The following is a 22,972-nucleotide window of genomic DNA, read 5'->3' on the forward strand; positions in this document are numbered from 1 at the left end:
GCTCAGTCCTCGTGGCTCGCTTCGCCCTTGCCGAGTTCGGCCTTGAGCGTGAAGCTGTTGATGGTGGCGATTTGTTCGCTGCCGGTCAGGCCGGAGCGTACGACGACCTGATCGCCGGCGCTGTCGCCCAGCGTTACGGGCGTGGCGATGAAGCCGGTAGGCGTCCGCACGAAGATGACGGTCTTGCCCTCATGCGACTGAACCGCAGTGGAGGGTACGCGAATGGCCTTGTCTGTCCCCGGCCCGGAAAGGGACACGGACGCGGTGACTGGTTCGCCGACGCGCCATTGGCCGGCGCGATTGTCGATCGTCGCGATCGCCGGGATCAGGCGGGTGGCGGGATCGAGCGCGGGCGACACGAAGCTGATCCGGGCGGCGCCGGTGCGGCCTGCCGCCTGCACCTGTACCGGCGCGCCGGCCCGAATCCGCCCCGCATCGGCAGGCTGGAAGTTCAGCGCCAGCGACAAGCTGCCCAGATTGGCGATGCGGAACAGTTCCGCATCGGCCGCGACCGTCTGCCCCAGCACGACGCTGCGGGAAATGACCTGTCCAGACAGGGGCGCGCGGATCGCGATCCGGTTGAGCGCGCCGCCGCCGCCGCCTGCGGCCGATCGTTGCTGTTGCGCCAGTTGCAGGGCGATGCGGGCTTCGGTCGCGGAGGTCCGGGCGGTGATCAGATCCTGTTCGGCCGACACGCGCTGCGCGAACAGGCGCTGTTCGCGCGCCAGATTGCTTTGCGCCAGCGCCAGACGGGCGCCGGCGGCCTGCACTTCGGCGTTGAGCGACGCGGCTTCGCGGCTTTCGATGATCGCGATCGTGTCGCCACGACCGGTCGACTGGCCCAGATTGCGCATCAGCGCCACGACCCGGCCGCCGATGGCGGCGGATACGACCTGCGTCGCCTGCGGATCGCCATCGATGGTTGCCGGCAGTTCGATCGTGCCCGCACCGCCGACCGTTGGTCGTGCGATCTGGATGCCGGCGGCGGCAATCTGATCGGCGTTGAGGAGGATTTTGCCGTCATCCTCATGATGCTCTTCGGCGGAAGCGGGCGCGTCTGACTTGGGTGTGTCGCCATTGCAGGCGGCTAGCAGGAACAGGAGGGGGAGGGCATGAAGCGTAGAAAGGGATCGCATGGGTCAGTTTCCCTGTGTCGGCGCGGGCGCGGTGAGGCGCTCCAGTTGCGCGCGGGCGAGGTGATAGGCGGCAAGCGCATCGATGGCGGACAGGCGTGTGTCGGCCAGCGTGCGCTCTGCATCGAGCAGGTCGAGTTGGCCGAACTTGCCTTCGCGATAGCCGATGCGGGCGATGCGAACGGATTCCTGTGCGGCGGCCAGTGCGGGGCCGTTGGCGGTGCGGGCGAGAATGGCGGCATTGTCCGCCTGCGCCATGGCGTCGGTCATCGCCTGTTCGATATCCAGCGCCGTCATGCGCCGCTGGGCAGCGGCCTGATTGCGCTGGGCGCTGGCCTGCGCGACGGCGGCCTTGCCCGCGTTGAACAACGGGATCGGCATCGACACGGAGAAGACCATGGCCGTATCGCCGGTTTGGGACAGGCGGCGGACCGCCGGCCCGACTTCCAGATCCGGCACACGCTGGGATTGGGCGAGTCGAACATTGGCGTCGGCGCTTGCCAGATCGGCTTCAGCCGCCGCCAGCGCCAGCGTTCCCGCAACATCCGGGGGCAGGGCGGGGCCATAACTATCGGGCACCCGGTCCAGCCAGCCAAGATCGAGCGCGCCGTTCAACGGCCTGCCGATCCGCCGGGCCAGATTGGCGCGAGTGGCCTCGGCAAGACGGATCATGCGGGTGGCGCCCGCCTGCGCATTGATATGAGCGACAGCGGCGCGCTGCTCCTCGATCGGCGAGGCGCGGCCCGCCTGAACCCGTAACTGTGCGGCGGACAGGGCTTCGCCGGCGATCCGCACCTGATCCTGCGCCGTTGTCAGCCGGCGTTCGGCGGCGATGGCTTCGATATAGAGTATCGTGACTTGCAGGCGAATATCGGCCTGCGTCATGGCGGCGGACAGTTGCGATCGGACGATTTGCGCATCGGCCACGGCCATGCGGGCGGATCGCTTGCCGCCCAGTTCGATCGGGACGTTCAGGCCGACCGTCGTTTCGGCGCTGTCCAGCGCCCGATATTGGCCGGACCCTGCGATATTTTCGACCTGGGTCTGCAATGTGGGGTTGGGGCGCAGCCCTGCCACCGTGCGGGCGGCCTGAGCCGCACTGACGGCGGCCTGTGCAGCCTCGGCCGAGGGCGCTGCGCCGCCGGCCGCCCCAATGGCGTCATCGAGCGTGAAGAGCGGACCGGCGACAATGGCCGTCGGCGGTTGTTGCGCCTGCGCCGGAAGGACGCAGGCGGTTGCAGCCAACAAGGCTGCATGGAAACGATGCATGGAGAAAATCCTGAACCGGAGTCATGGATGTCCGCTGCGCGCAGGGCGCTGCGGACGGCCTATGGCTTGGGTCAGGCGATGGGCGGTCGCAGGGTCGTGCCGACGGGCGCAGGCGTCAGATGACGTGTGGCGCGGCCGTCATGCTGAGAGTTCAAAGCCACCTCTTCAGGCGCATTGGCATGGGCGAGCGGCGGCGCGACATGATGGCCATGGCAGCCGCCATGGTGATGCGGATAGCCATTGTCGGCATCGCCGGGCACCTGATCCCCGTCATTATCGGAATGATACGCCCCGTCGTCCGCCAGTTCCACGCAGCCCAGCTTCTCGACCGCATGCGCAACGGGCGCAACGCCAAGCGAAAGCAGCAGGCCGACAGAGGCGAGGATGAGGAGGATGCGCCGCACGACACGCGCTGTACCGCGAATATGATCATGCGCCAAGATGATTTGGGAAGGTGGCGGAAGCGGTGGGATTCGAACCCTTATCTGAACCGCCTTTCGTCCTTCAACTCACATTCCATAAGCATTTCAAGATATTTGTCTAATCTTTAAAGCGATTCCGCGCGCGCTTTAAAACGCGATTTGTCCAATATTACTCCATCTTATCGAGTGAATGACCGAGTTCGAAGTTCATCTTCGAACTCGGTCATTCACCACCGCCGAAGGCGGTTGATAGGAGGGAAACGCCGAACCGCAATTCACCGTTCATTAGATGAGCCTGTTCCTAAAGGCCTCTCGCGGTCTTGAAGAAAAATTGCAGCAACGCTATCGACTGCATTGCTTGTCCGCAAAATCGGATGAGTGAGGCTGGTTACCTCAACTGCCGCGTGCCCGACGAGATACTCTCGTCCGGGTGGCTGCGCTATGTCCAAGGTTCTGCCTAAAGGTGCAGCGCCTGCGACACGCGCGCAGGGACTAACCACGCCCGGATTGGATCGTGGGGAATTAGATGAACAAGGTCCCTGAAGTAGAGTCGCTTGGCGCCGGACTATACCAGTCGCAGAGCTATGCCGCTGACCGTTACCGAGGCGTTTCTCCTGGATGGGGCAGCATCTTCAAGCGGCTTCTCCGCGAACTGAAGCATGACAACCCGTCCGTACTCCTTCTCGATGCTCGGGAAAGATCTGGCGCACTGTTTGTTTATGTCGCGCGTGGAGGCCTGCACTCTGAAGAACTAATCGCTCACGCCGCGAGGGAATCCAGAACAGTCTGCCAGCTATGCGGAGAGCGCGGGCGTCTTAGACAGAACCGTTTTGGGCAGTTTCAGGTCAGATGCGCAGCTGATGGTCGCGGATGGTCCGAGCTACCAGAGCTCCCCATGTTCCCTGCACCTCGTCTTCGCTCCAAATGCGATGTACCACACTGTCCAATGCGATCAGGTGTCTGACCAACGGCTAAACGCCGCGCCGAACCGACTACGGCTCACGGTATAGAGATGAGAGAAATATCGCCACTATGTTCGTGACAATTAACAGAAAGATTATGGGAAAAACAACATGTTCATTGAAGATGTGCCCGGTGGTTAAACGTCATTTTGATCCAGTTCAGCTTGACGCGCAGAAAGCTGCGTTGCGTAAAGCGGATGATGATGCACTCGAAGCAGGAGATGTTACTCCTGAACAGCTTAATGCCCGAAATTTCGCTTTTGCGCATGTCGATTTTTCGAAGGCCAGATTGGATTTTTCCGATCACGTGCCGGATCTTGGAGATCCGGATATAGATCGAGAATAGGCCAAAGATCATCGTCGATTGGCGAAAGCGTTTTCAACCGGGCAATCAAAGGGGGATGGGAAGTCCTGCTCAGTACCGCCATGTGCAGCGCCTGCAGCACCGCATCGGTGGTCTGCCTGCTCTGCATCGACCAACCCACCACGCGGCGGGAATAGAGATCAATCACGACGGCCAGATAGACAAAGCCCTCCAGGGTCCGGAGTGGAGTAGGAAGCGCATGATTGTAACGTCGACGCCCGCCGAGATGAGGTGCACGGCGGTGGCGTGGCGGAAGGCATGTGGCGTCACATGCTTGGCACATAGCGTTGGCATGGTTTCGGCCGCTGTCCTCACGTAGGCAGCAAGCTTGAACCGGACCCCCGAGGCACTGAGGGGTTCGCCATAGCGGTTGACGAACAGCCGCTGGTCAGGCGCCTGTCATCGGTCCTGCAATTCTCCGCAAAAGTGGGCTTTGAAAATTCCCTAGTTGGTGGCCCCTTCATCTCATTCTGCCGGGGCTAGCCCCGGCAGAATGAGATGAGCCGACATCGTCCTCATCTCCTTTGCAGACGCGGAGACGGGGCCGATGATCCGACTTGGAGAATTGATGATGATCCTCGAGCTACATCGGCAGGGCGTATCGATATCCGCCATCGCCCGACGCACTGGTCGCGATCCCAAGACCATCCGCAAATATATCGAACGGGGCGTCGAAGCTCCGGTGTATGGCCCACGCGCCTTGGGGCGGCCGAACAAGCTGGCGCCCTATTTGGAATTTCTACGCGAGCGGGTGACGGCCTTTCCTGATCTGACGGCAGCGCGCCTGACGCGTGAAATCCGTGAGCTGGGCTATATGGGTGCTTATACCGCTGTGAAGCGGTTCCTGGCAGCGATCCGACCAGAAAATGGCCCCAAGCCCTTCGAGGTTCGGTTCGAGACGCCGCCTGGTATACAGGCGCAGGTCGACTTCGCCCGGTTCGTGGTCGACTTTACCGATGAGCCCGGCGTAAGCCGGATCGTTTGGCTGTTCAGCCTGGTGCTGGGGCATTCGCGCTTCCTGTTCGCGCGCTATGTCATGCATCAGGATCTCCAAACTCTGTTGCGCTGTCATATGCAGGCTTTTGAAACGATCGGCGGCGTCCCGATCGAGATCCTCTACGATCGCATGAAAACCGCCGTGACCGGGGAAGACGATCAGGGTCACATCATCTACAATCGATCATTGCTGGCTCTGGCGGGGCATTATCGCTTCGTTCCACGCGCCTGCCGCCCCTATCGGGCCAAGACCAAGGGAAAGGTCGAGCGGCCGTTCAGCTACATCCGCAAGGACTTCTTCCTGGGGCGGAGCTTCCGCAATCTGGAAGATCTCAACGTCCAGCTGGTCGACTGGCTCGATACCGTCGCCAACGTCCGTGTCCACGGCACCACGCAGCGGATCATCGCCGATGCCTTTGCCGCCGAGCAGCCTGAGTTGCAGCTGCTCCCGGCGCGTCGTCGAAATCCAGCAACTGCCTGACAAGATCCGGATCATCGACCTGGGCAATGTCATTGCCGAGCATCCTGTCCTGGAGGGGCGCCGGCAGTACAGGATCGATCCTGCGCATCGGACAAATGGCAGCGGCGCTAAGCGTCGTCACCACCCAAAGGATGCAATCACCATTGGCCGTATCGGCGAGCATGTCGCTGTGCGCTCTCTGGCGATCTATCAGGCGATCGGCAGCCAACTGGCGCGGGGAGAGCGGCCATGAACCATGGCGGTGCCGCGTCCCGCGTCGATAATATCCGCCGCAGTCTGGTCCATCTCAAAATGCCGCGCGCCTTGGAAATGCTCGACGCCACCCTGCGCGGAATCGAGCAGGGCAAGATCGATGGCGTTGAGGCGATCGACATATTGCTGAACGAAGAACTGTCGCTGCGGGAGAACCGCAGGATCAAGGCGGCCCTGCGCATGGCCAGGCTGCCGATCACCAAGACGCTGGACGGATATGACTTCTCCTTCCAGCCATCGCTCGACCGCAACCGGATCCTGGCGCTAGCCGGCCTCGACTTCATCAACCGGGCCGAGGTCGTGCATCTGCTGGGGCCGCCTGGCACCGGGAAAAGCCACATCGCGACCGCCCTCGCAGTCGAAGCCGTGAAGGCAGGCAAGAGCGTCTACTTCATCCCGCTCGCCGATCTGATCGCGGCGCTGGCCAAGGCTGAACGCGAGGGCACGTTGCGCGAAAGGATCCGCTTCTTGTGCCGCTCCTCCCTGCTCGTCGTCGACGAGATCGGATATCTCCCTGTCACGCCAGGCGGCGGCAACTTGTTCTTCCAGCTCGTCAACGCCCGATACGAAAAGGGCGCCATGATCCTCACATCCAACCGCGGCTTTGCCGAATGGGGCGAGGTCTTTGGCGATCCTGTGGTGGCCACCGCCTTGTTAGACCGCCTCCTTCACCATGCTGTAGTCGTCCAGATCGAGGGCTCGAGCTATCGCATGCGACAGCACGCCGACCTGCTGCCTGAGCACGCGCGCACATTCTCGCCTAACGAGGAGGGACGACCGTGTCTCGATTATGATCGTGCGATCGTACGACAGTTCGGCGGCAAGCCGCCGTCCCGCCGGTCGATCATTGGCTGGCTATTATTCCAGCGATTGGCTCGGCGCCGGCCGACGCGTTTTCTGCGAGGCGGTGTGTCCGATCTGCTCTCGCCTGAAATCGCCGCAAAAATGTGCCGAATGGCACCTCAGATGGGGTTTGCCGAAGTGCCTGGGGTTGGTCATGCGCCGCTGCTTGACGAACCTGAGGCATTAGAAATCATCCAGGATTTCCTTGGCAGATTTGCGCCATCGGTTGACGAAGGAAGCTAGCTCGCCTCGTGTCAGATGTCATTCATTCAGTTGAACTGCCAGCTTTCGTGTGTCTTTCGGATTAACGGCGACTGATTGCTCATCGTCACTGCAGGACGCTTTTTTCCGGCACCAAAGCCCTCGCTCTTGCCCGAAGCCGTCTACAAGCCCTCGCGCAATATTATTCCATCAGCACTGACGATGGTCGATCCTCAATTTGTTTGGGGTTCTTGTCCGAATAATAGCGTTTTTACTCGGAATTGGAACATCCTATTCCTACCGCAGACGAGGAAATCCTCGCAATCCTAACGGGGAGAGGAAATCATGAAAAAGATGCTATGTTCCAGCCTATCAGGCCTCGGCTTGACAATAAGTCTTTGCGCAGCACCTGCATTTGCTCAGGAAGACGCTCAGGCTGCGGGGCGCGGTCGCGACACCGATGCCCTGCTCGGCGAAATCGTTGTGACGGCAACAAAACAGGCTGGGGGGACCAACGCCCAGAGAGCACCTGTGGCGATCTCGGCTTTTGGTGAAGATCAGCTGCGTGCGATGCAGATCAAGGATATTTCCCAGATCGCGTTCAAGGCCCCCAATGTTTCGATGGATGACGTCGGAACCACCAAGGGTGTTGCGAACTTCAGCATCCGCGGCCTGGGCGTAAATTCCTCGATCCCCTCCATCGATCCGGCCGTGGGCACCTTCGTGGATGGTATCTATCAGGGCATCAATGGCGGTGTCGTCTTCGACGCCTTTGACCTCAAATCGGTCGAAGTGCTCCGTGGCCCCCAGGGGGTTCTCTTCGGTCGAAATGTCACGGGCGGCGCAGTTCTCGTCAACACCACAGATCCCACCGACACACTGAAATATGAATTCAAGGCCTCTGCCACGTCGGGCCTGCGAGGGACCGGCGGCAGCTATACCGTGTCCGGCGTGGTGCGTGGACCGTTGGTAAAAGATGTGTTGTCGGCCAAATTGGGTGTTTACTATAACAAGGATGATGGCTGGTTCGAGCGTACCGTCGGCGCGGCCAAGGAGGATTTTGGCAAGTCCCGCACCTGGCTGTTGAGGGGCGGCCTCAAGTTCACGCCATCGAGCGATCTATCGGTGCTGGTCAAATATGAGCATGGTGACTCGCACGGCGACGGGCCGGCAGGCCAATCCCATACGAACGGGGATGGGGTTCCGGGAGCATGGGGTAATTTCAGCCGCGATAGCTTCGGCTTCTCGATTGATGAACCCGGCTTCTATGATTCCAAATGGGATCAGGTGAGCGGCGAGATCAATCTTGATGTCGGTCCCGGTACCATCACGAACATAGCCGGTTATCGCCGCTACAAGCAAGAGGCTCTGTCCGACATCGATTCAAGTCCGAGGGATCTTTTTCACGCAAATATCGACGTTAAGCAGCACCAATTTTCGGATGAGCTACGTTTCAACGGAGATGTTGCAGACGATATCGAACTCACGACTGGATTTTTTTACTTCACTCAGAAGATTTATTATAACGAACATCGCCGGCTCCTTGGAGGCGCCCGTCACCAATATGGTGGGGGGTATCAGGACCAGGAGACATTTGGTCTGTTCGCTAATGTGGATTTCAAGCTCACAGATGCACTGACGATCAGCCCCGGTTTGCGTTGGTCCCATGAACGAAAGGACGACAAGATCGCTTCGCTTTCAGCGAATGTAAACAAGCCCTGCGACATCATCGATGGTACTTGCCCTTACGACTTTACGGGCAAGGTTTCGAAGGGCAGTTGGTCCCCTCGCTTGGGTATCCAATATGAAATTTCGCCGACCGTTAGAAGCTATGCCAACTATGCGCGGGCATATCGTGCCGGCGGCTTCAACTTTCGCAACACCGCAACCGATCTGGCGAATTTCGGCCCTGGGCCCTTCCGCGACGAAAAAGTCGATTCCTGGGAGCTGGGTTTCAAGACGGAGCCGTTCGGTCGTGCGCGCTTCAATGTCGCGGCATTCTACATGAAAATTGCCGACATGCAGCGCGAGGTGAATTTGTCAGATCCTGTTTCGGGCGTGGTGCAGGTCATCAAAAATACGGCTGATGCGAGAATCATGGGTATCGAAGCCGACGCGACGATCCCACTTGCGGAGGGCGTTGTTCTTGAGGGATCTGCCGGCTACACGGACGGAAAATATACTAATGTCATTTTCGATCTCAACGGTGACGGTCTCGTAAACAGGGCGGACAAGGATCTCGATATCCCACGTCTCGCTCCTTTCACGGCAAATATCGGCCTCTCTGTGGAAAGAGATCTGCCAGCAGTTGGGACGACAACGCTCCGGGTGGGGTATTCGCATCGCGACAGTTCGGCTTATACCGATAACAATCGCGGTCAACTCAATGCTGCCGACCGGATCGATGCGAGCTTGGCCTTCCACGTTCTCGATGACAGGGGGACCATTACAATATTCGGTCAAAACCTCACAAACGACGTGCAGATCGGCGGGGATACGCAGTTGCCGGCACGGCTCGGACCTGTCCCCCTTGGTGGCACATTCTCGCCGCTCTCAAAAGGGCGCGTGTTTGGTGTTGAGCTTCGCTTCTCGAACTAAGTGACAGGATGGAATCTTGGGCCGGCATTTTGCCGGCCCATGCCAATTTAAAATCAGACATAGGATGGTTGAAAATGCCCCTCCAAATCGGAACCGGCAATCTTGCCGTCTACCTGCGGGACTGCTGCACGGAATTTTCCGGGCGCGTGGCGTTCGTTGAGGGGGATCGCGAACTTAGCTATGAAGCCCTGTGGTTGAAAGCCGGAGCGCTCGCGGGTTTCTTGCGCCAGCAATGCTCAGTAAACCTGGGCGACCGGGTCGCCGTTATGCTGCCTAACATCATGGCTTTTCCGATCGCCGTTGCGGGGATCGTGCGTGCGGGCGCAGTCCAGGTGAATATCAATCCCTATTATACCGCGCATGAGTTGAAGCATCTGCTAAATGATTCCGAGGCCGACGTTATCATCACAACGTCGCTTTCCCTGCCTGCGATCAGAGGGGCCGATGTCCGTTCGATACGATCGGTCATCTTGGTCGACAATTTGCATGAAGAAGACTTGCTCTCTCTACCGGCTATCTGGCAGGTCGCCGATTTCGAAGATGCCCTCGGCTCCAAGTTCCAGGCGCCGGATATCGTCGATCTTCAGGGGAAGGAGAATTTGGCGTTCCTTCAATATACGGGAGGGACAACTGGGCTGCCCAAAGGGGCGATGCTTAGCCACGGCAACATCATGGCGAATGTTCGGCAGTTTCAAGCGATTTGGGGTGAGGAGGATAGCGACAGGCAGATCAACGTCCTGACAGCCATTCCACTTTACCATATATTTGCGCTGACCGTGAACATGATGTGCATGCTTTCGCTAGGAGCGAAGAATGTCCTCATTCCCAATCCGCGCGATCTGGGGGAGATCTCTGCGCTCTGGCAACGTCACAAGATCAACTTTGTGACTGGGGTAAACACGTTGTTCAAGGCGCTTGCTGCGGAGTCTTCCTTTGCGGAATTGGACTTTGATCCCAAGCTGCTGGCGATGGGCGGCGGCGCGCCGGTGCAGGAGGTGGTCTCCTCACGTTGGAAGGCATTGACCGGCAGACATATTCGAGAAGGCTATGGCCTCTCCGAGACATCGCCTATTCTGACTTGCACACCGTTTGCCGAGGAACGGTTTCTCGGGAGCATTGGCGAGGTGGTCCCGGGGACCGAACTGGCTATTCGCGACGAGAATGGCGCCGATGTTCCAAGGGGAGAGGTTGGGGAGCTTTGCGCGCGCGGTCCCCAGGTAATGCAGGGCTATTGGCGACAACCGGCGGCGACATTGCAAGTCTTGACGAGCGATGGCTATTTTCGGACTGGAGACCTTGCGCGGCAGGATGAAAACGGCCGCTACTATATTGTCGACCGACAGAAGGACATGATTCTCGTGTCCGGCTTCAATGTCTACCCCAATGAGGTGGAAGCTGCCGTCTCGCAACTGGCTGAGGTGGTCGAGTGCGCTTGTGTCGGCGTTCCGGACCAAAACACCGGGGAAGCTGTTGTGCTGTTTGTTGTGGGTAGGACGCCAAACTTTGATGTGCAGCGCATTCGTGTTCACTGCCGAGAAAATATCGCGGCCTATAAGGTGCCACGTCATATCCATATGATCGAGGAAATGCCCAAATCGAGCGTTGGGAAGATCTTGCGACGCGAACTTCGCGACCGGTTGATCCATGGAAAAGTTATGGAAGAAAGCTAAGTTGAATAAGTCGGGTGCTGCTGAAGGCGAATTCGGTTTTGGCTAAGATCGAGAGCGATTGGCGTCAGGCTTCCAGAAACTCTCGAAGCATAGCTTGTGGAAATCCTCGGTAAACTCTCTCCGGATGGAGGCTAGGTCCATTGTCTTGGAGCCTGTCGAAAGAATTCTCACAAGTTTGCCGACGAACAATGCAAAGCCAAGTATGCCGGTAACGGGGGGCAAGCTTCGCTTCGCCGCAAGTTCAAAGACAGTTTGCCAACCGCGATAGATATCGCGAATGAAGCCCCAGATGGTTTGCCGGAGTTCTGGTCGCCGCGAGGCTTCGATCCAGGTCGAAAAAAATGCGAGGTTGAGCGCTGAAAATTCAGTGGCTTCGCGGATGAAAATGGTCGTCGTCACTTCGACCAGATTTTCGAAGGTCACAGCTTGACGATCGAGGCTTTGCATCACCCCGCGGTAACGCTGCTTGGAATTCTCCACGAGAAGCATGCCCGCCGAAGCAAGCAGTGCATCTGTTGTCCGGAAATGATATGCGGGCGCCGTTGATGTCAGGCCGGCTTTCTCCGCGACTGTTCGGAAGCTGACCTCTGCTGCGCCTTCTGATATCAGAAGGTCGATTGCAGCTCCGAGGATCAGATTACGGGTACGCTGCGCCTTGTTCGTCGCCGCTGGAGGCTTCGAGGGAGAGGAACATGTCGAGGGGGGCCAAAGGTCCGTGGGTTGGCCTTCGTGGTTCAGGACCTGGTCGACTTGCTCCTGATCCAGTCGCAGTGCCGTGACAAAAAACAGCAGTCCCATGACCAGATCGATCCCGGAACGAGCTATGCGGTGAGGATTGGGCTCTCCAGTAGCCTCAGCGATGTCAGACCATAATTTTGAAATGCTGACGTTCCAGGCTTGGGCGAGAGAAAGGCTTTCCTCATGGCGCACGGCGTCGAGGGAGATTTCCGCCCAGGCAAGTGTGAGCGTCCGATCTCTGCCTGTTGCATTTCCAACGAGCCGATAGGCGAAGTCACGAAAGCTGGGGGCCGCGCCCGATCTAAAGCGGGATGCTGCGCGCGCGAATGCGTCTGTATAGCGTTCCAGGATCGCTGAGGATGCGGCGGCCACGAGGCCAAATTTGCTGGGATAATAATAGTTGACAAGCGCAAGGCTAACTTTGGCACGCGAGGCAACCTGGCGGTAGCTAAGACCGGCGAGGCCCCTGTCAGCCATGACCGTCACAGTTGCGCGAATGATGCGGGCGCGCGCGTCGCGATCAGATTCGTCGGCGCCGGATACCGCGCGCTCGCCAAGGGCGGAGACTTGTCTGGCCTTGCTGTGATTCATTCTCTCTCTCCTAGCACGGCGGTTCGATTGAGCAACACAACCCACGGCATGTCGATTTGCCTTGACGTGAAACTGCATATCTGATTTTTGAGTGATCGTACAGGGCGAGAGTCCAGGCGGTTTGCTGGCTGCTTCTTTCGCAACTACGTAAGCAGGACTTGCTGATGTGGACAGCGAAGGGCTGCGAGTTCGACGACTCGTACAGGGTTTGAGCCTTGGAGGGAGTAAATGGTGTCGCTTTTTGATCTTACCGGCAAAGTAGCGCGTGAGACGGGGGGGGGGGGGGGGGGGGGCGTCGCGTGGGATCTGCAGGGCTGTCGTGGAAGCGTCGGCAAAGGCTGGCGCTCGGGTGGTGGTTTCGAGCGGGACGCAGGCGGCGCGCGAAGAAGTAGTCGCGAAGATCAATGTGGATTCGTCGATCGGGGCCATGATCGGAGCCGGCAAGATCAGCGCCTATAACATGTCGAAGGTCGCAGATCTTCAGCTGGTCCGCAACCTCGCTGTCGAGCCGGGGGATTCCAATATCCGCATTAACGCGATTACTCCCGGGTCATCCATGCTGATTTCGCCAAAGCACTTTGGGAAGATCCGGCTGCCGAGGTCAGCCTTTGCGAAGCACTGCCCCTCGGCAGGATCGGTGAGCCGGCCGGTATCGGCGGTGCTGCCGTTTTTCTCGCGTCTCAGGCAGCAGCTTACATCACAGGTCAATCAATCATCATTGATGGCGAGGCAACGGTTAGAAGCGTGCATTGACGCCCTGTCCGTTCACCGGCCTAATCGGAGCCGCATTATGCAGTTGAATTACCATCAGGATATTCTTGAAATCGTTCTGGACAATCCACCGGTCAATGCCCTTGGCGCAGCTTCGCGCCGCCAGTTGCTCGAGGCCTTGGACAGTGCCGAGGCCAATTCATGTGTAAGCGCAATTGTCATTCGGGGGGGGGGGCCCTGTTCTCGGGCGGCGCGGATATTTCCGAGTTTGATAAGCCTTGGGTTGAGCCCAGCCTTCCGGGCCTTGCCGACCGTCTTGAGCGCTGCCACAAGCCTGTAGTCGCAGCCATCCATGGCATTTGCTACGGTGGCGGCCTTGAACTTGCCCTCGCGTGCCACAGGCGCATCGCATCGCCTACAGCCAGAATGGCGCTTCCTGAAGTGCTGCTTGGACTTCTGCCCGGTGCCGGTGGAACGCAACGTTTGCCCCGCCTTATTGGAGCAAGGGCTGCGCTCAAGATGATGCTGGAAGGGGCGCCGGTGGACGCATCTACGGCCCTGGCACTGGGCTTGGTGGATCTGATCGCCGGTGATCTTGCTGTCGCTGCACTGGAGATGGCACGCCAGGTGGCCACGGATCAGATCCGGCGCACAGGCGATCTGCCCCTGCCCAAAGACTTGCGCGAGGCGGTTCTGGATGCGCGAGAAAATCTGTCAACAAGGTCTCTTAGTCCTGCGCAAGCGTATATCATCGATAGCGTTGCTGTAATGGATGAACTCTTCAGTGCGGGACAGGCGGTCGAAGCCAGACTGTTTACAGCGCTCCTTGCAACCGAAGCCTCGCGCGGGCTGCGCCATGCATTCTTTGGCGAGCGCAAGGTCGCCCGGATTCCCGGATTGTCCAAGGAGATCAATCAGCGCGACATCAAGCGCGTCGGAGTAGTGGGAGGCGGCGTCATGGGTACCGGGATCGCTATCGCTCTTCTCAATGCTGGACTGGACGTAACGATCGTTGATCTCCAGCCGGAAGTACGGGCCAGGGCCGAAGGCACCATAAGCGCCACCATTCAGCGTGATGTGAACAAAGGCCGGATTGATCAGCGGATCGCGGATGCACGTTTTGCTGCCCTTTGCATTGCCGATGATCTGTCAGCTATGTCCCGGGTCGACTTGGTTATCGAAGCCGTTTTCGAAGATATAAAGGTCAAGGAGAAGGTCTTTACCGCTCTTGAGCAACACACGCGTCCGGACGCTATTCTGGCCAGTAACACCTCCACCCTTGACCTGGATGTGATCGCAGGATTCGTCAAGAATCCCTCACGCGTCATAGGGCTGCACTTCTTCTCGCCCGCCAACATCATGAAATTGCTTGAGATCGTTCAAGGCCGTGAAACGGCACCGGAATTGCTCGTGGCTGCCATGGCATTCGCAAAGCGTATTGGTAAGATCGGTGTTATATCGGGCGTGTGTGACGGATTTATCGGCAACCGGATATTCGAAGAATATCTTCGTCAAGTCTACTTCATGCTCGAGGAAGGCGCACTTCCACAGCAAATCGATGCGGCAATGGAAAAATGGGGCATGGCCATGGGGCCATGCCGCACCATGGACCTTGCCGGTCAGGATATCGGGTGGGCCATTCGCAAGCGCAGGGCAATTCAAAATCCTGAACGCCCCTATTCGGGTATTCCAGATCGCATCTGCGAACGGGGCAGGTTCGGGCAAAAGTCGGGTAAAGGATTCTATCTTTATGCCGATGGCCGCACGGCGCGGGTTGATCCGGAAATAGAACAGCTCATTGTAGACTACTCTGATGAATTCGGCATCGAACGGCGCGAAATCAGCGACGATGAAATTATAAACCGCAGCCTCCTTGCAATGATCAACGAAGGTGCAAAAATCCTTGAGGAAGGTATCGCCTACCGTCCGATCGATATCGATATGACTTATTTGCTCGGATATGGGTTCGCACGTGAGCGCGGAGGGCCAATGTTCCAGGCTGATCTAATTGGTCTGCCGTCGGTGTTCGAGCAACTCAAAGCTCTTGCGCAAGGCCGCAATGGCTGGACTTGGACGCCGTCTCCGCTGATCGGGCGCTTGGCTGCCAGTGGCGAAAGCTTTGAATCTCTCAATCAGTAATCTCATAAATTCTGCGGAGAATTCCATGACCAATGTCTATCTTGTATCGGCTGCGCGAACAGCGATTGGGTCTTTTGGCGGCGCGTTGAAGGATCAGCAACCCGGTGAACTCGGAGCAATTCCGATCCGAGCCGCTATTGAGCGGAGCGGCTTGGCGCCCGAGTTAATCGAACATGTCGTGATGGGCAGTGTGGTGCTTACCGAGCCGCGTGATGCTTATGTGGCCCGGGTCGCTGCCATTACCGCAGGCATACCTAAGGAGGTTCCTGCACTGACGGTCAATCGGCTTTGCGGATCGGGATTGCAGGCCATTATCAGCGCTTCCCAGTCGATTATGTTGGGAGATTGCAATGTTGCGATTGGAGGTGGCGTCGAGGTGATGAGCCGGGCAGCCTATTATTCCCCTGGCACGCGCTGGGGACAAAGAATGGGCGATACAGTGATGCTTGATGGCCTCAACGGTGCCCTGACCGATCCGTTTCACAAAATTCATATGGGAGTGACGGCGGAAAATGTGGCCCGCGAATATCAGATCAGTCGCGCTGACCAGGATGCCTTGGCACTCGAGAGTCAGCAACGGGCTGCCCGGGCGATTGCGGAAGGACGTTTCCGTGATCAGATCGTTCCGGTAGAGATCAAATCGCGCAAGGGCTCTGTGGTCTTTGACACGGACGAGCATGTCCGCATGGACGCGCAAGCCTCGGATTTGGGAAGTCTTAAGCCTGTTTTCCAGCGAGAGAACGGAACGGTCACCGCAGGCAATGCCTCGGGTATCAACGATGGTGCGGGAGCTGTCCTCCTGGCATCGGAAGCTGCAGTCAGAGAGCATGGACTCGCGCCCCTTGCTCGCCTCGTTTCCTATGGCCATGCCGGCGTGGATCCAGCTTTTATGGGGATTGGGCCAGTACCAGCCACGCGACAGGCACTTGAACGTGCAGGTCTCTCGATCGATGCTCTGGATGTCATTGAATCGAACGAAGCTTTTGCCGCCCAGGCGTGCGCTGTTTCGAAGGAACTCGGATTCAATTCCGAGAAGGTAAATCCCAACGGCAGCGGCATTTCCCTTGGACATCCGGTTGGGGCTACCGGTGCGATCATCACAACCAAGCTGGTTTACGAGCTGCAACGCTCCGGTGGTCGCTTTGGCCTTGCTACCATGTGCATCGGCGGCGGCCAAGGGATCGCCGCGATTTGGGAACGTATCTGAATATCTGGAAGGATTAGAAATGAAGATCCTTGTGCCCGTGAAGCGGGTTATCGACTATAACGTAAAGCCGCGCGTGAAGGCGGATGGCACGGGCGTGGACCTGGCCAATGTCAAGATGAGCATGAACCCGTTCGACGAAATCGCCGTCGAGGAAGCCATTCGCCTGAAGGAAAAGGGCGCGGCGACCGAGGTCGTGGCGGTATCGATCGGCGTCGCCAAGGCGCAGGAAACGCTGCGCACGGCGCTGGCGATGGGCGCGGACCGCGCCATCCTGATCCAGACCGATGATGAGGTCGAACCGCTGGGTGTCGCCAAGCTGCTCGCCAAGGTTCAGGAAGAGGAAGGCGCTGGCCTGATCATCCTGGGCAAGCAGGCGATCGACGATGACAGCAACCAGACCGGCCAGATGCTCGCCGCGCTGCTGAACCTGCCGCAGGGCACCTTTGCCAGCAAGGTTGAGGTAGAGGGCGACAAGGTCAACGTCACCCGCGAAGTCGATGGCGGCCTGGAGACGGTGAAGCTCAACACCCCGGCGATCATCACCACCGACCTGCGCCTCAACGAGCCGCGCTATGCGTCGCTGCCGAACATCATGAAGGCCAAGTCCAAGCCGCTGGCGAACAAGACCCCGGCCGATTACAGCGTCGACATCGCCGCCCGTCTGGAGACGCTCAAGGTCTCCGAACCGCCCAAGCGTTCGGCCGGCATCAAGGTTGCCGATGTCGATGAACTGGTGGCCAAGCTTAAGGCTCTGGGAGTTGCAGCATGATGAAGACGCTCGTTTGGGTTGAACATGAGGGCGGCGCGGTCAAAGACGCGACCCTTTCCGCCGTGACCGCCGCCGCCAAGCTGGGCGAAGTCCATCTGCTGGTTGCCGGCCAGGGCGTCGACGGCGTGGCCGCCGAAGCCGCCAAGATCGCCGGCGTGGGCAAGGTCCATGTCGCCGACGACGCGGCCTTTGGCCATGCGCTGGCAGAGAATGTCGCGCCGCTGATCGTCGAACTGATGGGCCATCATGACGCGTTCGTCGCGCCGGCCACCAGCAACGGCAAGAATATCGCGCCGCGCGTCGCCGCCCTGCTGGACGTGATGCAGATCAGCGACATCCTGTCGGTCGAGAGCGAGGATACCTTCACGCGCCCGATCTATGCCGGCAATGCGATTGCCACCGTCAAGTCGAAGGACGCCAAGAAGGTCATCACCGTTCGCGGCACGGCCTTTGAAAAGGCGGCCAAGGACGGCGGCAATGGCGCGGTGGAAGCCGTGGCCTCGACCGGCGACAAGAGCATTTCCTCCTTCGTCGGTGCCGAGATCGCCAAGCTAGAACGCCCCGAACTGACCAGCGCCAAGATCATCGTGTCGGGTGGCCGCGCGCTGAAGGACGGTCCGACCTTCGAGGAATATATCATGCCGCTGGCCGACAAGCTGGGCGCGGCGGTCGGTGCCTCGCGCGCTGCGGTTGACGCGGGCTATGTCCCCAACGACTATCAGGTCGGCCAGACCGGCAAGATCGTCGCGCCGGAAGTCTATATCGCCGTCGGCATTTCCGGCGCGATCCAGCATCTGGCCGGCATGAAGGACAGCAAGACCATCGTCGCTATCAACAAGGACGAGGATGCGCCGATCTTCCAGGTGGCCGACATCGGCCTGGTCGGTGATCTGTTCAAGGTGGTGCCGGAACTGACCGGCAAATTGTGACACAACCGCCGGTCATAGATCTCTTATACGCTAAAGGAACGTATCGTGACTTTCCGTCCTCCAGTTGCCGAGCAGCGCTTCGTACTTGATCACGTCGTGCGGATGGCAGAAATTACCTCGCAGGACCAGTTCGCCGCTGCGGAGTCTGACATGGTCGACGCCATTCTCGATGGGGCCGCCTCCCTGGCGGCCAATGAGTGGGCGCCGCTCAACCGTGTCGGTGACACCAATCCGCCACGGTGGGACGACACTGTCGTAACAATGCCGCCCGGCTTTCGCGAGGCTTACCGGGCATATGTCGAGGGCGGATGGGGCACTATTGCAGCCCCCTCCGCATTTGAAGGGCAAGGCCTGCCTAGTACGCTCGCCTTCGCCGTTGCCGAAAGCCTGGGGGCGGCAAATCTTGGATTCAGTCTTGGGCCGATGCTCACACAGGGGGCGATCGAAGCCATTGTGAAGCATGGCTCCCCTGAACTCCAAGCCGCCTATCTTCCCAAGCTGGTCACGGGAGAGTGGACCGGGACGATGAACCTCACCGAGCCCAATGCGGGTTCGGATGTGGGGGCTCTTCGCTCGAGCGCAACGCCTGTCGGAGATGGCAGCTGGCGGGTAAAGGGAAACAAGATCTTCATTACCTTCGGCGAGCATGATCTTGCAGAGAATATCATTCACCTGGTGCTTGCTAGGACACCCGATGCGCCGGCAGGTACGCGAGGAATATCCCTTTTCCTGGTTCCCAAATTTCTGCCCGACGGAAGCAGGAATGATGTTCATTGTGCCTCCATCGAGCACAAGCTTGGCATTCACGCCTCTCCCACCTGCGTTATGTCTTTTGGCGACAATGAGGATTGTCGCGGATGGTTGATCGGGCCTGAATTTGGCGGAATGCGGGCGATGTTCACGATGATGAACAATGCGCGCCTCAATGTTGGCCTTCAAGGTGTCCAGATTGCTGAACGAGCGACCCAACAGGCCGTCGCTTATGCGCTTGAGCGAGTTCAGTCGTCTAGGGCGAGCAACCCCGAGGGCGGACCGGTAGCCATCATAGAGCATCCCGACGTGCGAAGGATGATTTTTCGTATGAAGGCGCAGACCCAGGCCATTCGTTCCCTTGTATATGCCGCGGCCGGTGAACTTGATCGTGCCCATCTTGGAATCAAAGGGGCAAAGCAGCGGCTGGATCTGCTCACTCCTCTTGCCAAGGCACATGGTACAGACGTCGGCTGTGAAGTGGCAAGCTTGGGTGTTCAGGTCCACGGGGGCATGGGCTTCATTGAGGAAACTGGTGCCGCGCAGCACTATCGAGATGTTCGCATAACCCCCATTTATGAAGGAACCAACGGTATTCAGGCTGCCGACCTGGTGGGCCGCAAACTCGTTGGAGATGAAGGCGAGCAGATGCATGCGCTCATTGGGGACGTCCGGTTGGAAACAAAGAATGCCGGATTACTCATTTTAGCTGATCAAATCTCCAGTCTCACCGAAATTCTCGTTAAAGCGTCAGTTGACGATAGATTGGCTGCTAGCGCGCCTTATCTTACGATGGTGTCGGTAATGACCTGCGGGTGGCTGATGGAACGCCAAAGGACGGCAGCAACCGAACTGATTGCAAACGGACAAGTTAGCCCCTCATTTCTCAAAGCTAAGATTGCCACTGTGAATTGGTATCTTGCGCATATCGTGCCCGAAGCGACAGGCCTTGCTGTTTCTGTGTCAGAGGGGGGCAAGGGGCTTTATGACCTGAATACCGAGGAATTGTCCGTCTGATGCTCGCACGAGACATTCGATAATTGATAGATAGGATATTGGATGATGGGCTTCCTTAAAGAAGCCTAATAATATCTGTTGCGATACATGATTCTTACATATGGCCGGAGTGGGAGCGGCAAATGCTCAAAATAGAACAATTGCGCTGCTTCGCCACGGCCGCGGACAAGGGCAGCCTCGTCGAGGCGGCGCGAATGTTGAACATGTCTTCCTCAGCCGTTGCCTATAATATCGAAGCGCTTGAAAAACTGCTCGACACGCGTCTCTTAATTCGACGCGCCTCTTCAGGCGTTTCTGTAACGCTGGATGGAGCGCGGCTACTGGAGCGCGCTCGTTCGTTTGTTCAAGAGGCAATTGAAATAGAGCAGCTATTCCCTGGGCGAGGTCGAAGCATCCATGGCGATTTAGTGGTTGGTTGCCAGGAGGGGCTAAGTTGGTCTCTGGTTCCTTTGGCGATAGATCGTCTTAGGAAACAGTATCCTGATCTAATTATTTCACAAAAAACGGTTTTTATGGAGGATGGCGTAAATCCAATATTATCTGCATCGGTTGACTTGCTTGTTACTTTTGTGCTGTGCGTTTCAACAAATTCGGACATTGAGACTGAGATTCTATGTGAGCCAAAGCCATATGCATTAATGCGCGCCAATCACCCACTTGTCCATCTAGGCAGGGCCATTAGCATTGCGGAGCTGGCCAAGTACCAGCAGTTGTTTATTCAGGACGGTCCCGCCCTAGAGCTCTTCAAAGCTATGTTCCAAGATAAAGGGCTTTCACCGGCCTACAATGTGGGTAGTAATACTAGCGCCTGCGCGCAGGCTGTCGTGGGGCGATGTGATAGTGTCTATCTGCGTTACGTTCGGTCGGCTCAAAATGTTTCACCATTGGGCGATCCTCTCGCCTGTGTTCCGGTGTCGGATATCGAGCGTGGGCCCTTGCTGGTGATCTCTTCAGTGAAGCGCAAATATGCACGGCGCCAAGCCAAGGTGGAAGCATTCATCTCAGCGTGCCGAGGACTGTTTGATGACGGCACCATGTTGGATCATCTGACTTATTAAAAGAGCGGAAGTTGTAGCACATTGTTTAGCAAAAACAGGTACTTGACTGCATCCGTCTTCGAGCCGCTATCCAATGTGCTACAACGAACTTCAACGTGCGGCATTAGTGCTTGGCCCAAAAATGGGCACAGGCTCGATCGACTTTATGGGCAAGGTAAATTCCTCTGCTTTCGGTATATGCTGATCTGTCCCCACTGAGTCGCTCAAGGGTTATGTTCTCAGGAAATAGGAGGGCGTGCAGCTCCATGCATGGCAATAGCTGTTAATGTGGATGTCGCCGTAGGGGGAAGAGAGCGGATTGGCCGGATCGAACACTTCCCAGAACGTGTCGGCGCCCGCATCGATCATCGCGCCCCAATAGCTTTCGAGCAGTGCCAGCGCGCGGGACTTTTCGCCGCAGGCGATCAGGGACTCCATCACATAATGATAGAGATAGGGGGTGGACGGCCTGATCGCGGCGGGGTCGGCCAGTGCGGCGCGCAGGGCTCTGCGGCCTTCGCGCGGTGACAGCAGGCCGCCCAGCATCATCCAGCTGGCGCCGGCCCAGCTGACCTGCCGCGCCGTGCCGCTGAGCACGCGGCCGCTGGCGGCGTCCCAATAAGCGGCGCGCCCGGCAGTGGTCATCATGGCGGCGCGGCGGGAGAGGCGAACTGCCTCATGCCTCAGCCCCAGTTGCAGGGCCAGATCGGCGGTGGCTTTCCAGGCGAAGGTCAGCAAGCCCTGGATGGCGGAGCCCTTGTCCAGCTTGTTCGACCAGTCGATGAAGATCCACATATTGCCCGGATCGATGAACAGCCCGGCTGGACTGATCCAGCGTTCGATCAACTCCAGCTGGCGCTGAGCCACCGGCCACAGGTCGCGCGCCGTGGCCACATCGCCCGTCGCGTCCAGATAGTCGCGCAGGGTGACGTTGAAAAGCGCCGCATAATCGACAATGTGCATGCCGCCATAGCGCGGATAGGGTTTTTCATAGACGCAGGCGGCGACCAGCCCGTCCTTGTCGCGATAGGCGGCAAACAGATAGAGGCAGCGTTTGACCAGATCATTGTTGCGGAAGCTGGCATAGTTGGCGAGGGCCTGAAGCCGCAGGTCGCCGACCCACAGACGCTGGTCGCGCCGCGGGCCATCCTCGAAACTTGTCTGCATGCAGTCGCGCAGAGTCGCCATCGCAACCTCGTCTATCCGTCGCAGCCGCGGGGTCGACCCCATCGGCACGGGCATCGGACCGGCTGAAGTGATTGCATGCGCGCGGACATTGCCGAATTTCACCGCGAAGCCGGGTGAGGTGTCGATCACATCGACCCGGACATAGCGGAAGGCGTAGCGGCGCGGCATCTTCACCGATTGCGGCAGATAATCGACGGTGATGATCTCTTCTGGCAACCACGCCTCGCTAATCTTGCCCTTATAGGGGTGCAGCGGTTCGGCGACATCGGGCTGCACCTCGCCGAAGGTCAGCTTCAGCCGGGCCGGGGCATCGGGTTCACGCCCGACGGTTTCCAGATCGAAGGACAGATGGCCGGTGCGATGCCCGCCAAAGTCGAGGATGAAGCTGTCGCCCTTGCGGAAGCTGCGGGTGGCAAAGTCTGTGATGCTGGCATCCTCTTCCACCCGGAAACGCAAGATTTGCGCCGGGTCGGGGATCATCTTCACCAGCGCAAGCGGTTGCTGCTCGACGCTTTGGAGCGCCGGCATCAACGCCTGCGCCTTGCGCGCCCATTCGGCATGGGGTTCGCCGGCGATGGCCGGCGCGAAACGGCTGCCCTGCGCCAGCGCGTCTGGCCCGGCCAACAGGGCGGATAGGGTGACGCCGGCGGCGCCACCCAGAAATTGCCGTCTGCCGATGGCAGGCGCGTGTTTCTGCATCGCGTC

At 58.7% G+C, this 22,972-nt stretch carries 15 protein-coding genes and 4 pseudogenes; 12 read left to right on the forward strand and 7 right to left on the reverse strand.

The annotated features are described in order from the left end of the window. Nucleotides 1-2: 2 nt before the first annotated feature. The 3 genes from ACFOKF_RS09820 to ACFOKF_RS09830 all read right to left on the reverse strand — a co-directional run bounded on the left by ACFOKF_RS09820 (nt 3) and on the right by ACFOKF_RS09830 (nt 2,806). The gene (locus ACFOKF_RS09820) at nt 3-1,136 is read right to left on the reverse strand and encodes an efflux RND transporter periplasmic adaptor subunit (RefSeq protein ID WP_380795406.1); all 1,134 of its coding nucleotides are present in this window, start codon (nt 1,134-1,136) and stop codon (nt 3-5) included. A gap of 3 nt (nt 1,137-1,139) precedes the next feature. After that, nucleotides 1,140-2,402: a TolC family protein gene (locus ACFOKF_RS09825; protein ID WP_380795408.1), complete on the reverse strand. Its 1,263-nt coding sequence runs from the start codon at nt 2,400-2,402 to the stop codon at nt 1,140-1,142. Nucleotides 2,403-2,473: 71 nt separating this feature from the next. After that, a complete protein-coding gene (locus ACFOKF_RS09830; RefSeq protein WP_380795410.1) occupies nt 2,474-2,806 on the reverse strand; it encodes a hypothetical protein in 333 nt (110 codons plus the stop codon). 1,050 nt (nt 2,807-3,856) lie between these two features. On the opposite strand from ACFOKF_RS09830, the gene ACFOKF_RS09835 reads away from it, so the two are divergent. Continuing rightward, nucleotides 3,857-4,132, forward strand: coding sequence for a hypothetical protein (locus ACFOKF_RS09835; RefSeq protein ID WP_380797884.1), 276 nt, complete (start codon nt 3,857-3,859; stop codon nt 4,130-4,132). A 64-nt stretch (nt 4,133-4,196) separates the two neighbouring features. Here ACFOKF_RS09835 and ACFOKF_RS09840 read toward each other — a convergent pair. Then, a pseudogene (locus ACFOKF_RS09840) lies at nt 4,197-4,340 on the reverse strand (DDE-type integrase/transposase/recombinase); the annotation flags it as partial. Nucleotides 4,341-4,345: 5 nt separating this feature from the next. Next, a pseudogene (locus tag ACFOKF_RS09845) lies at nt 4,346-4,549 on the reverse strand (tyrosine-type recombinase/integrase); the annotation flags it as partial. A gap of 148 nt (nt 4,550-4,697) precedes the next feature. Between ACFOKF_RS09845 and istA the strand changes: the two are divergent. From istA to ACFOKF_RS09865, 4 genes and pseudogenes are all read left to right on the forward strand, one after another. Next, nucleotides 4,698-5,859 (forward strand): annotated as a pseudogene (gene istA, locus ACFOKF_RS09850) (IS21 family transposase). Continuing rightward, nucleotides 5,856-6,659, forward strand: a pseudogene (gene istB, locus ACFOKF_RS09855) (IS21-like element helper ATPase IstB); the annotation flags it as partial. The pseudogenes istA and istB, both read left to right, overlap by 4 nt. A 609-nt stretch (nt 6,660-7,268) precedes the next feature. Next, on the forward strand, nt 7,269-9,521 hold the full coding sequence (locus ACFOKF_RS09860) for a TonB-dependent receptor (RefSeq protein ID WP_313231388.1): 2,253 nt from the start codon (nt 7,269-7,271) through the stop codon (nt 9,519-9,521). Nucleotides 9,522-9,529: 8 nt separating this feature from the next. After that, a complete protein-coding gene (locus ACFOKF_RS09865; protein WP_313231389.1) occupies nt 9,530-11,191 on the forward strand; it encodes a long-chain-fatty-acid--CoA ligase in 1,662 nt (553 codons plus the stop codon). A gap of 42 nt (nt 11,192-11,233) precedes the next feature. On the opposite strand, the gene ACFOKF_RS09870 is transcribed toward ACFOKF_RS09865, so the two are convergent. Further along, nucleotides 11,234-12,520, reverse strand: a complete 1,287-nt coding sequence (locus tag ACFOKF_RS09870; protein WP_313231391.1) for a TetR/AcrR family transcriptional regulator — start codon at nt 12,518-12,520, stop codon at nt 11,234-11,236. Between the two features lie 349 nt (nt 12,521-12,869). Between ACFOKF_RS09870 and ACFOKF_RS25655 the strand changes: the two genes are divergently transcribed. The 7 genes from ACFOKF_RS25655 (at nt 12,870) to ACFOKF_RS09905 (ending at nt 21,100) form a co-directional block, all read left to right on the forward strand. Next, a complete protein-coding gene (locus tag ACFOKF_RS25655; protein WP_449325392.1) occupies nt 12,870-13,571 on the forward strand; it encodes an SDR family oxidoreductase in 702 nt (233 codons plus the stop codon). Beyond that, nucleotides 13,490-15,370, forward strand: a complete 1,881-nt coding sequence (locus tag ACFOKF_RS09880; protein ID WP_449325396.1) for a 3-hydroxyacyl-CoA dehydrogenase NAD-binding domain-containing protein — start codon at nt 13,490-13,492, stop codon at nt 15,368-15,370. Before ACFOKF_RS25655 ends, ACFOKF_RS09880 begins: the two co-directional genes overlap by 82 nt. A gap of 25 nt (nt 15,371-15,395) precedes the next feature. Then, nucleotides 15,396-16,577 (forward strand): acetyl-CoA C-acyltransferase family protein, encoded by a 1,182-nt coding sequence (locus tag ACFOKF_RS09885; RefSeq protein ID WP_313231394.1) that lies wholly within the window; start codon nt 15,396-15,398, stop codon nt 16,575-16,577. A gap of 19 nt (nt 16,578-16,596) precedes the next feature. Next, nucleotides 16,597-17,346 (forward strand): electron transfer flavoprotein subunit beta/FixA family protein, encoded by a 750-nt coding sequence (locus tag ACFOKF_RS09890; RefSeq protein ID WP_313231396.1) that lies wholly within the window; start codon nt 16,597-16,599, stop codon nt 17,344-17,346. Beyond that, nucleotides 17,346-18,275: an electron transfer flavoprotein subunit alpha/FixB family protein gene (locus ACFOKF_RS09895; protein ID WP_313231474.1), complete on the forward strand. Its 930-nt coding sequence runs from the start codon at nt 17,346-17,348 to the stop codon at nt 18,273-18,275. Before ACFOKF_RS09890 ends, ACFOKF_RS09895 begins: the two co-directional genes overlap by 1 nt. A 102-nt stretch (nt 18,276-18,377) precedes the next feature. Continuing rightward, the gene (locus tag ACFOKF_RS09900) at nt 18,378-20,042 is read left to right on the forward strand and encodes an acyl-CoA dehydrogenase (protein ID WP_313231476.1); all 1,665 of its coding nucleotides are present in this window, start codon (nt 18,378-18,380) and stop codon (nt 20,040-20,042) included. A 122-nt stretch (nt 20,043-20,164) separates the two neighbouring features. Then, nucleotides 20,165-21,100 (forward strand): LysR family transcriptional regulator, encoded by a 936-nt coding sequence (locus ACFOKF_RS09905; RefSeq protein ID WP_380795416.1) that lies wholly within the window; start codon nt 20,165-20,167, stop codon nt 21,098-21,100. Between the two features lie 210 nt (nt 21,101-21,310). On the opposite strand, the gene ACFOKF_RS09910 is transcribed toward ACFOKF_RS09905, so the two are convergent. Then, entirely contained in the window at nt 21,311-22,966 is a 1,656-nt protein-coding gene (locus ACFOKF_RS09910) for an alpha-L-rhamnosidase-related protein (RefSeq protein WP_313231398.1), read from the reverse strand. Nucleotides 22,967-22,972 lie beyond the last annotated feature (6 nt).

Origin of the sequence: Sphingobium rhizovicinum, assembly GCF_042647625.1 — a bacterium.
In the GTDB taxonomy this organism is placed as follows: domain Bacteria; phylum Pseudomonadota; class Alphaproteobacteria; order Sphingomonadales; family Sphingomonadaceae; genus Sphingobium; species Sphingobium rhizovicinum.

Excerpts from the sequence above, each read along its gene's own strand:
- ACFOKF_RS09820 (WP_380795406.1), bottom strand. The coding sequence starts at position 1,136 with ATGCGATCCCTTTCTACGCTTCATGCCCTCCCCCTCCTGTTCCTGCTA.
- ACFOKF_RS09870 (WP_313231391.1), bottom strand. The coding sequence starts at position 12,520 with ATGAATCACAGCAAGGCCAGACAAGTCTCCGCCCTTGGCGAGCGCGCG.
- ACFOKF_RS09835 (WP_380797884.1), top strand. The coding sequence starts at position 3,857 with ATGTTCGTGACAATTAACAGAAAGATTATGGGAAAAACAACATGTTCA.
- ACFOKF_RS09895 (WP_313231474.1), top strand. The coding sequence starts at position 17,346 with ATGAAGACGCTCGTTTGGGTTGAACATGAGGGCGGCGCGGTCAAAGAC.
- ACFOKF_RS09885 (WP_313231394.1), top strand. The coding sequence starts at position 15,396 with ATGACCAATGTCTATCTTGTATCGGCTGCGCGAACAGCGATTGGGTCT.
- ACFOKF_RS09900 (WP_313231476.1), top strand. The coding sequence starts at position 18,378 with ATGGCAGAAATTACCTCGCAGGACCAGTTCGCCGCTGCGGAGTCTGAC.
- ACFOKF_RS09905 (WP_380795416.1), top strand. The coding sequence starts at position 20,165 with ATGCTCAAAATAGAACAATTGCGCTGCTTCGCCACGGCCGCGGACAAG.
- ACFOKF_RS09825 (WP_380795408.1), bottom strand. The coding sequence starts at position 2,402 with ATGCATCGTTTCCATGCAGCCTTGTTGGCTGCAACCGCCTGCGTCCTT.
- ACFOKF_RS09910 (WP_313231398.1), bottom strand. The coding sequence starts at position 22,966 with ATGCAGAAACACGCGCCTGCCATCGGCAGACGGCAATTTCTGGGTGGC.
- ACFOKF_RS09860 (WP_313231388.1), top strand. The coding sequence starts at position 7,269 with ATGAAAAAGATGCTATGTTCCAGCCTATCAGGCCTCGGCTTGACAATA.
- ACFOKF_RS09890 (WP_313231396.1), top strand. The coding sequence starts at position 16,597 with ATGAAGATCCTTGTGCCCGTGAAGCGGGTTATCGACTATAACGTAAAG.
- ACFOKF_RS09865 (WP_313231389.1), top strand. The coding sequence starts at position 9,530 with ATGGAATCTTGGGCCGGCATTTTGCCGGCCCATGCCAATTTAAAATCA.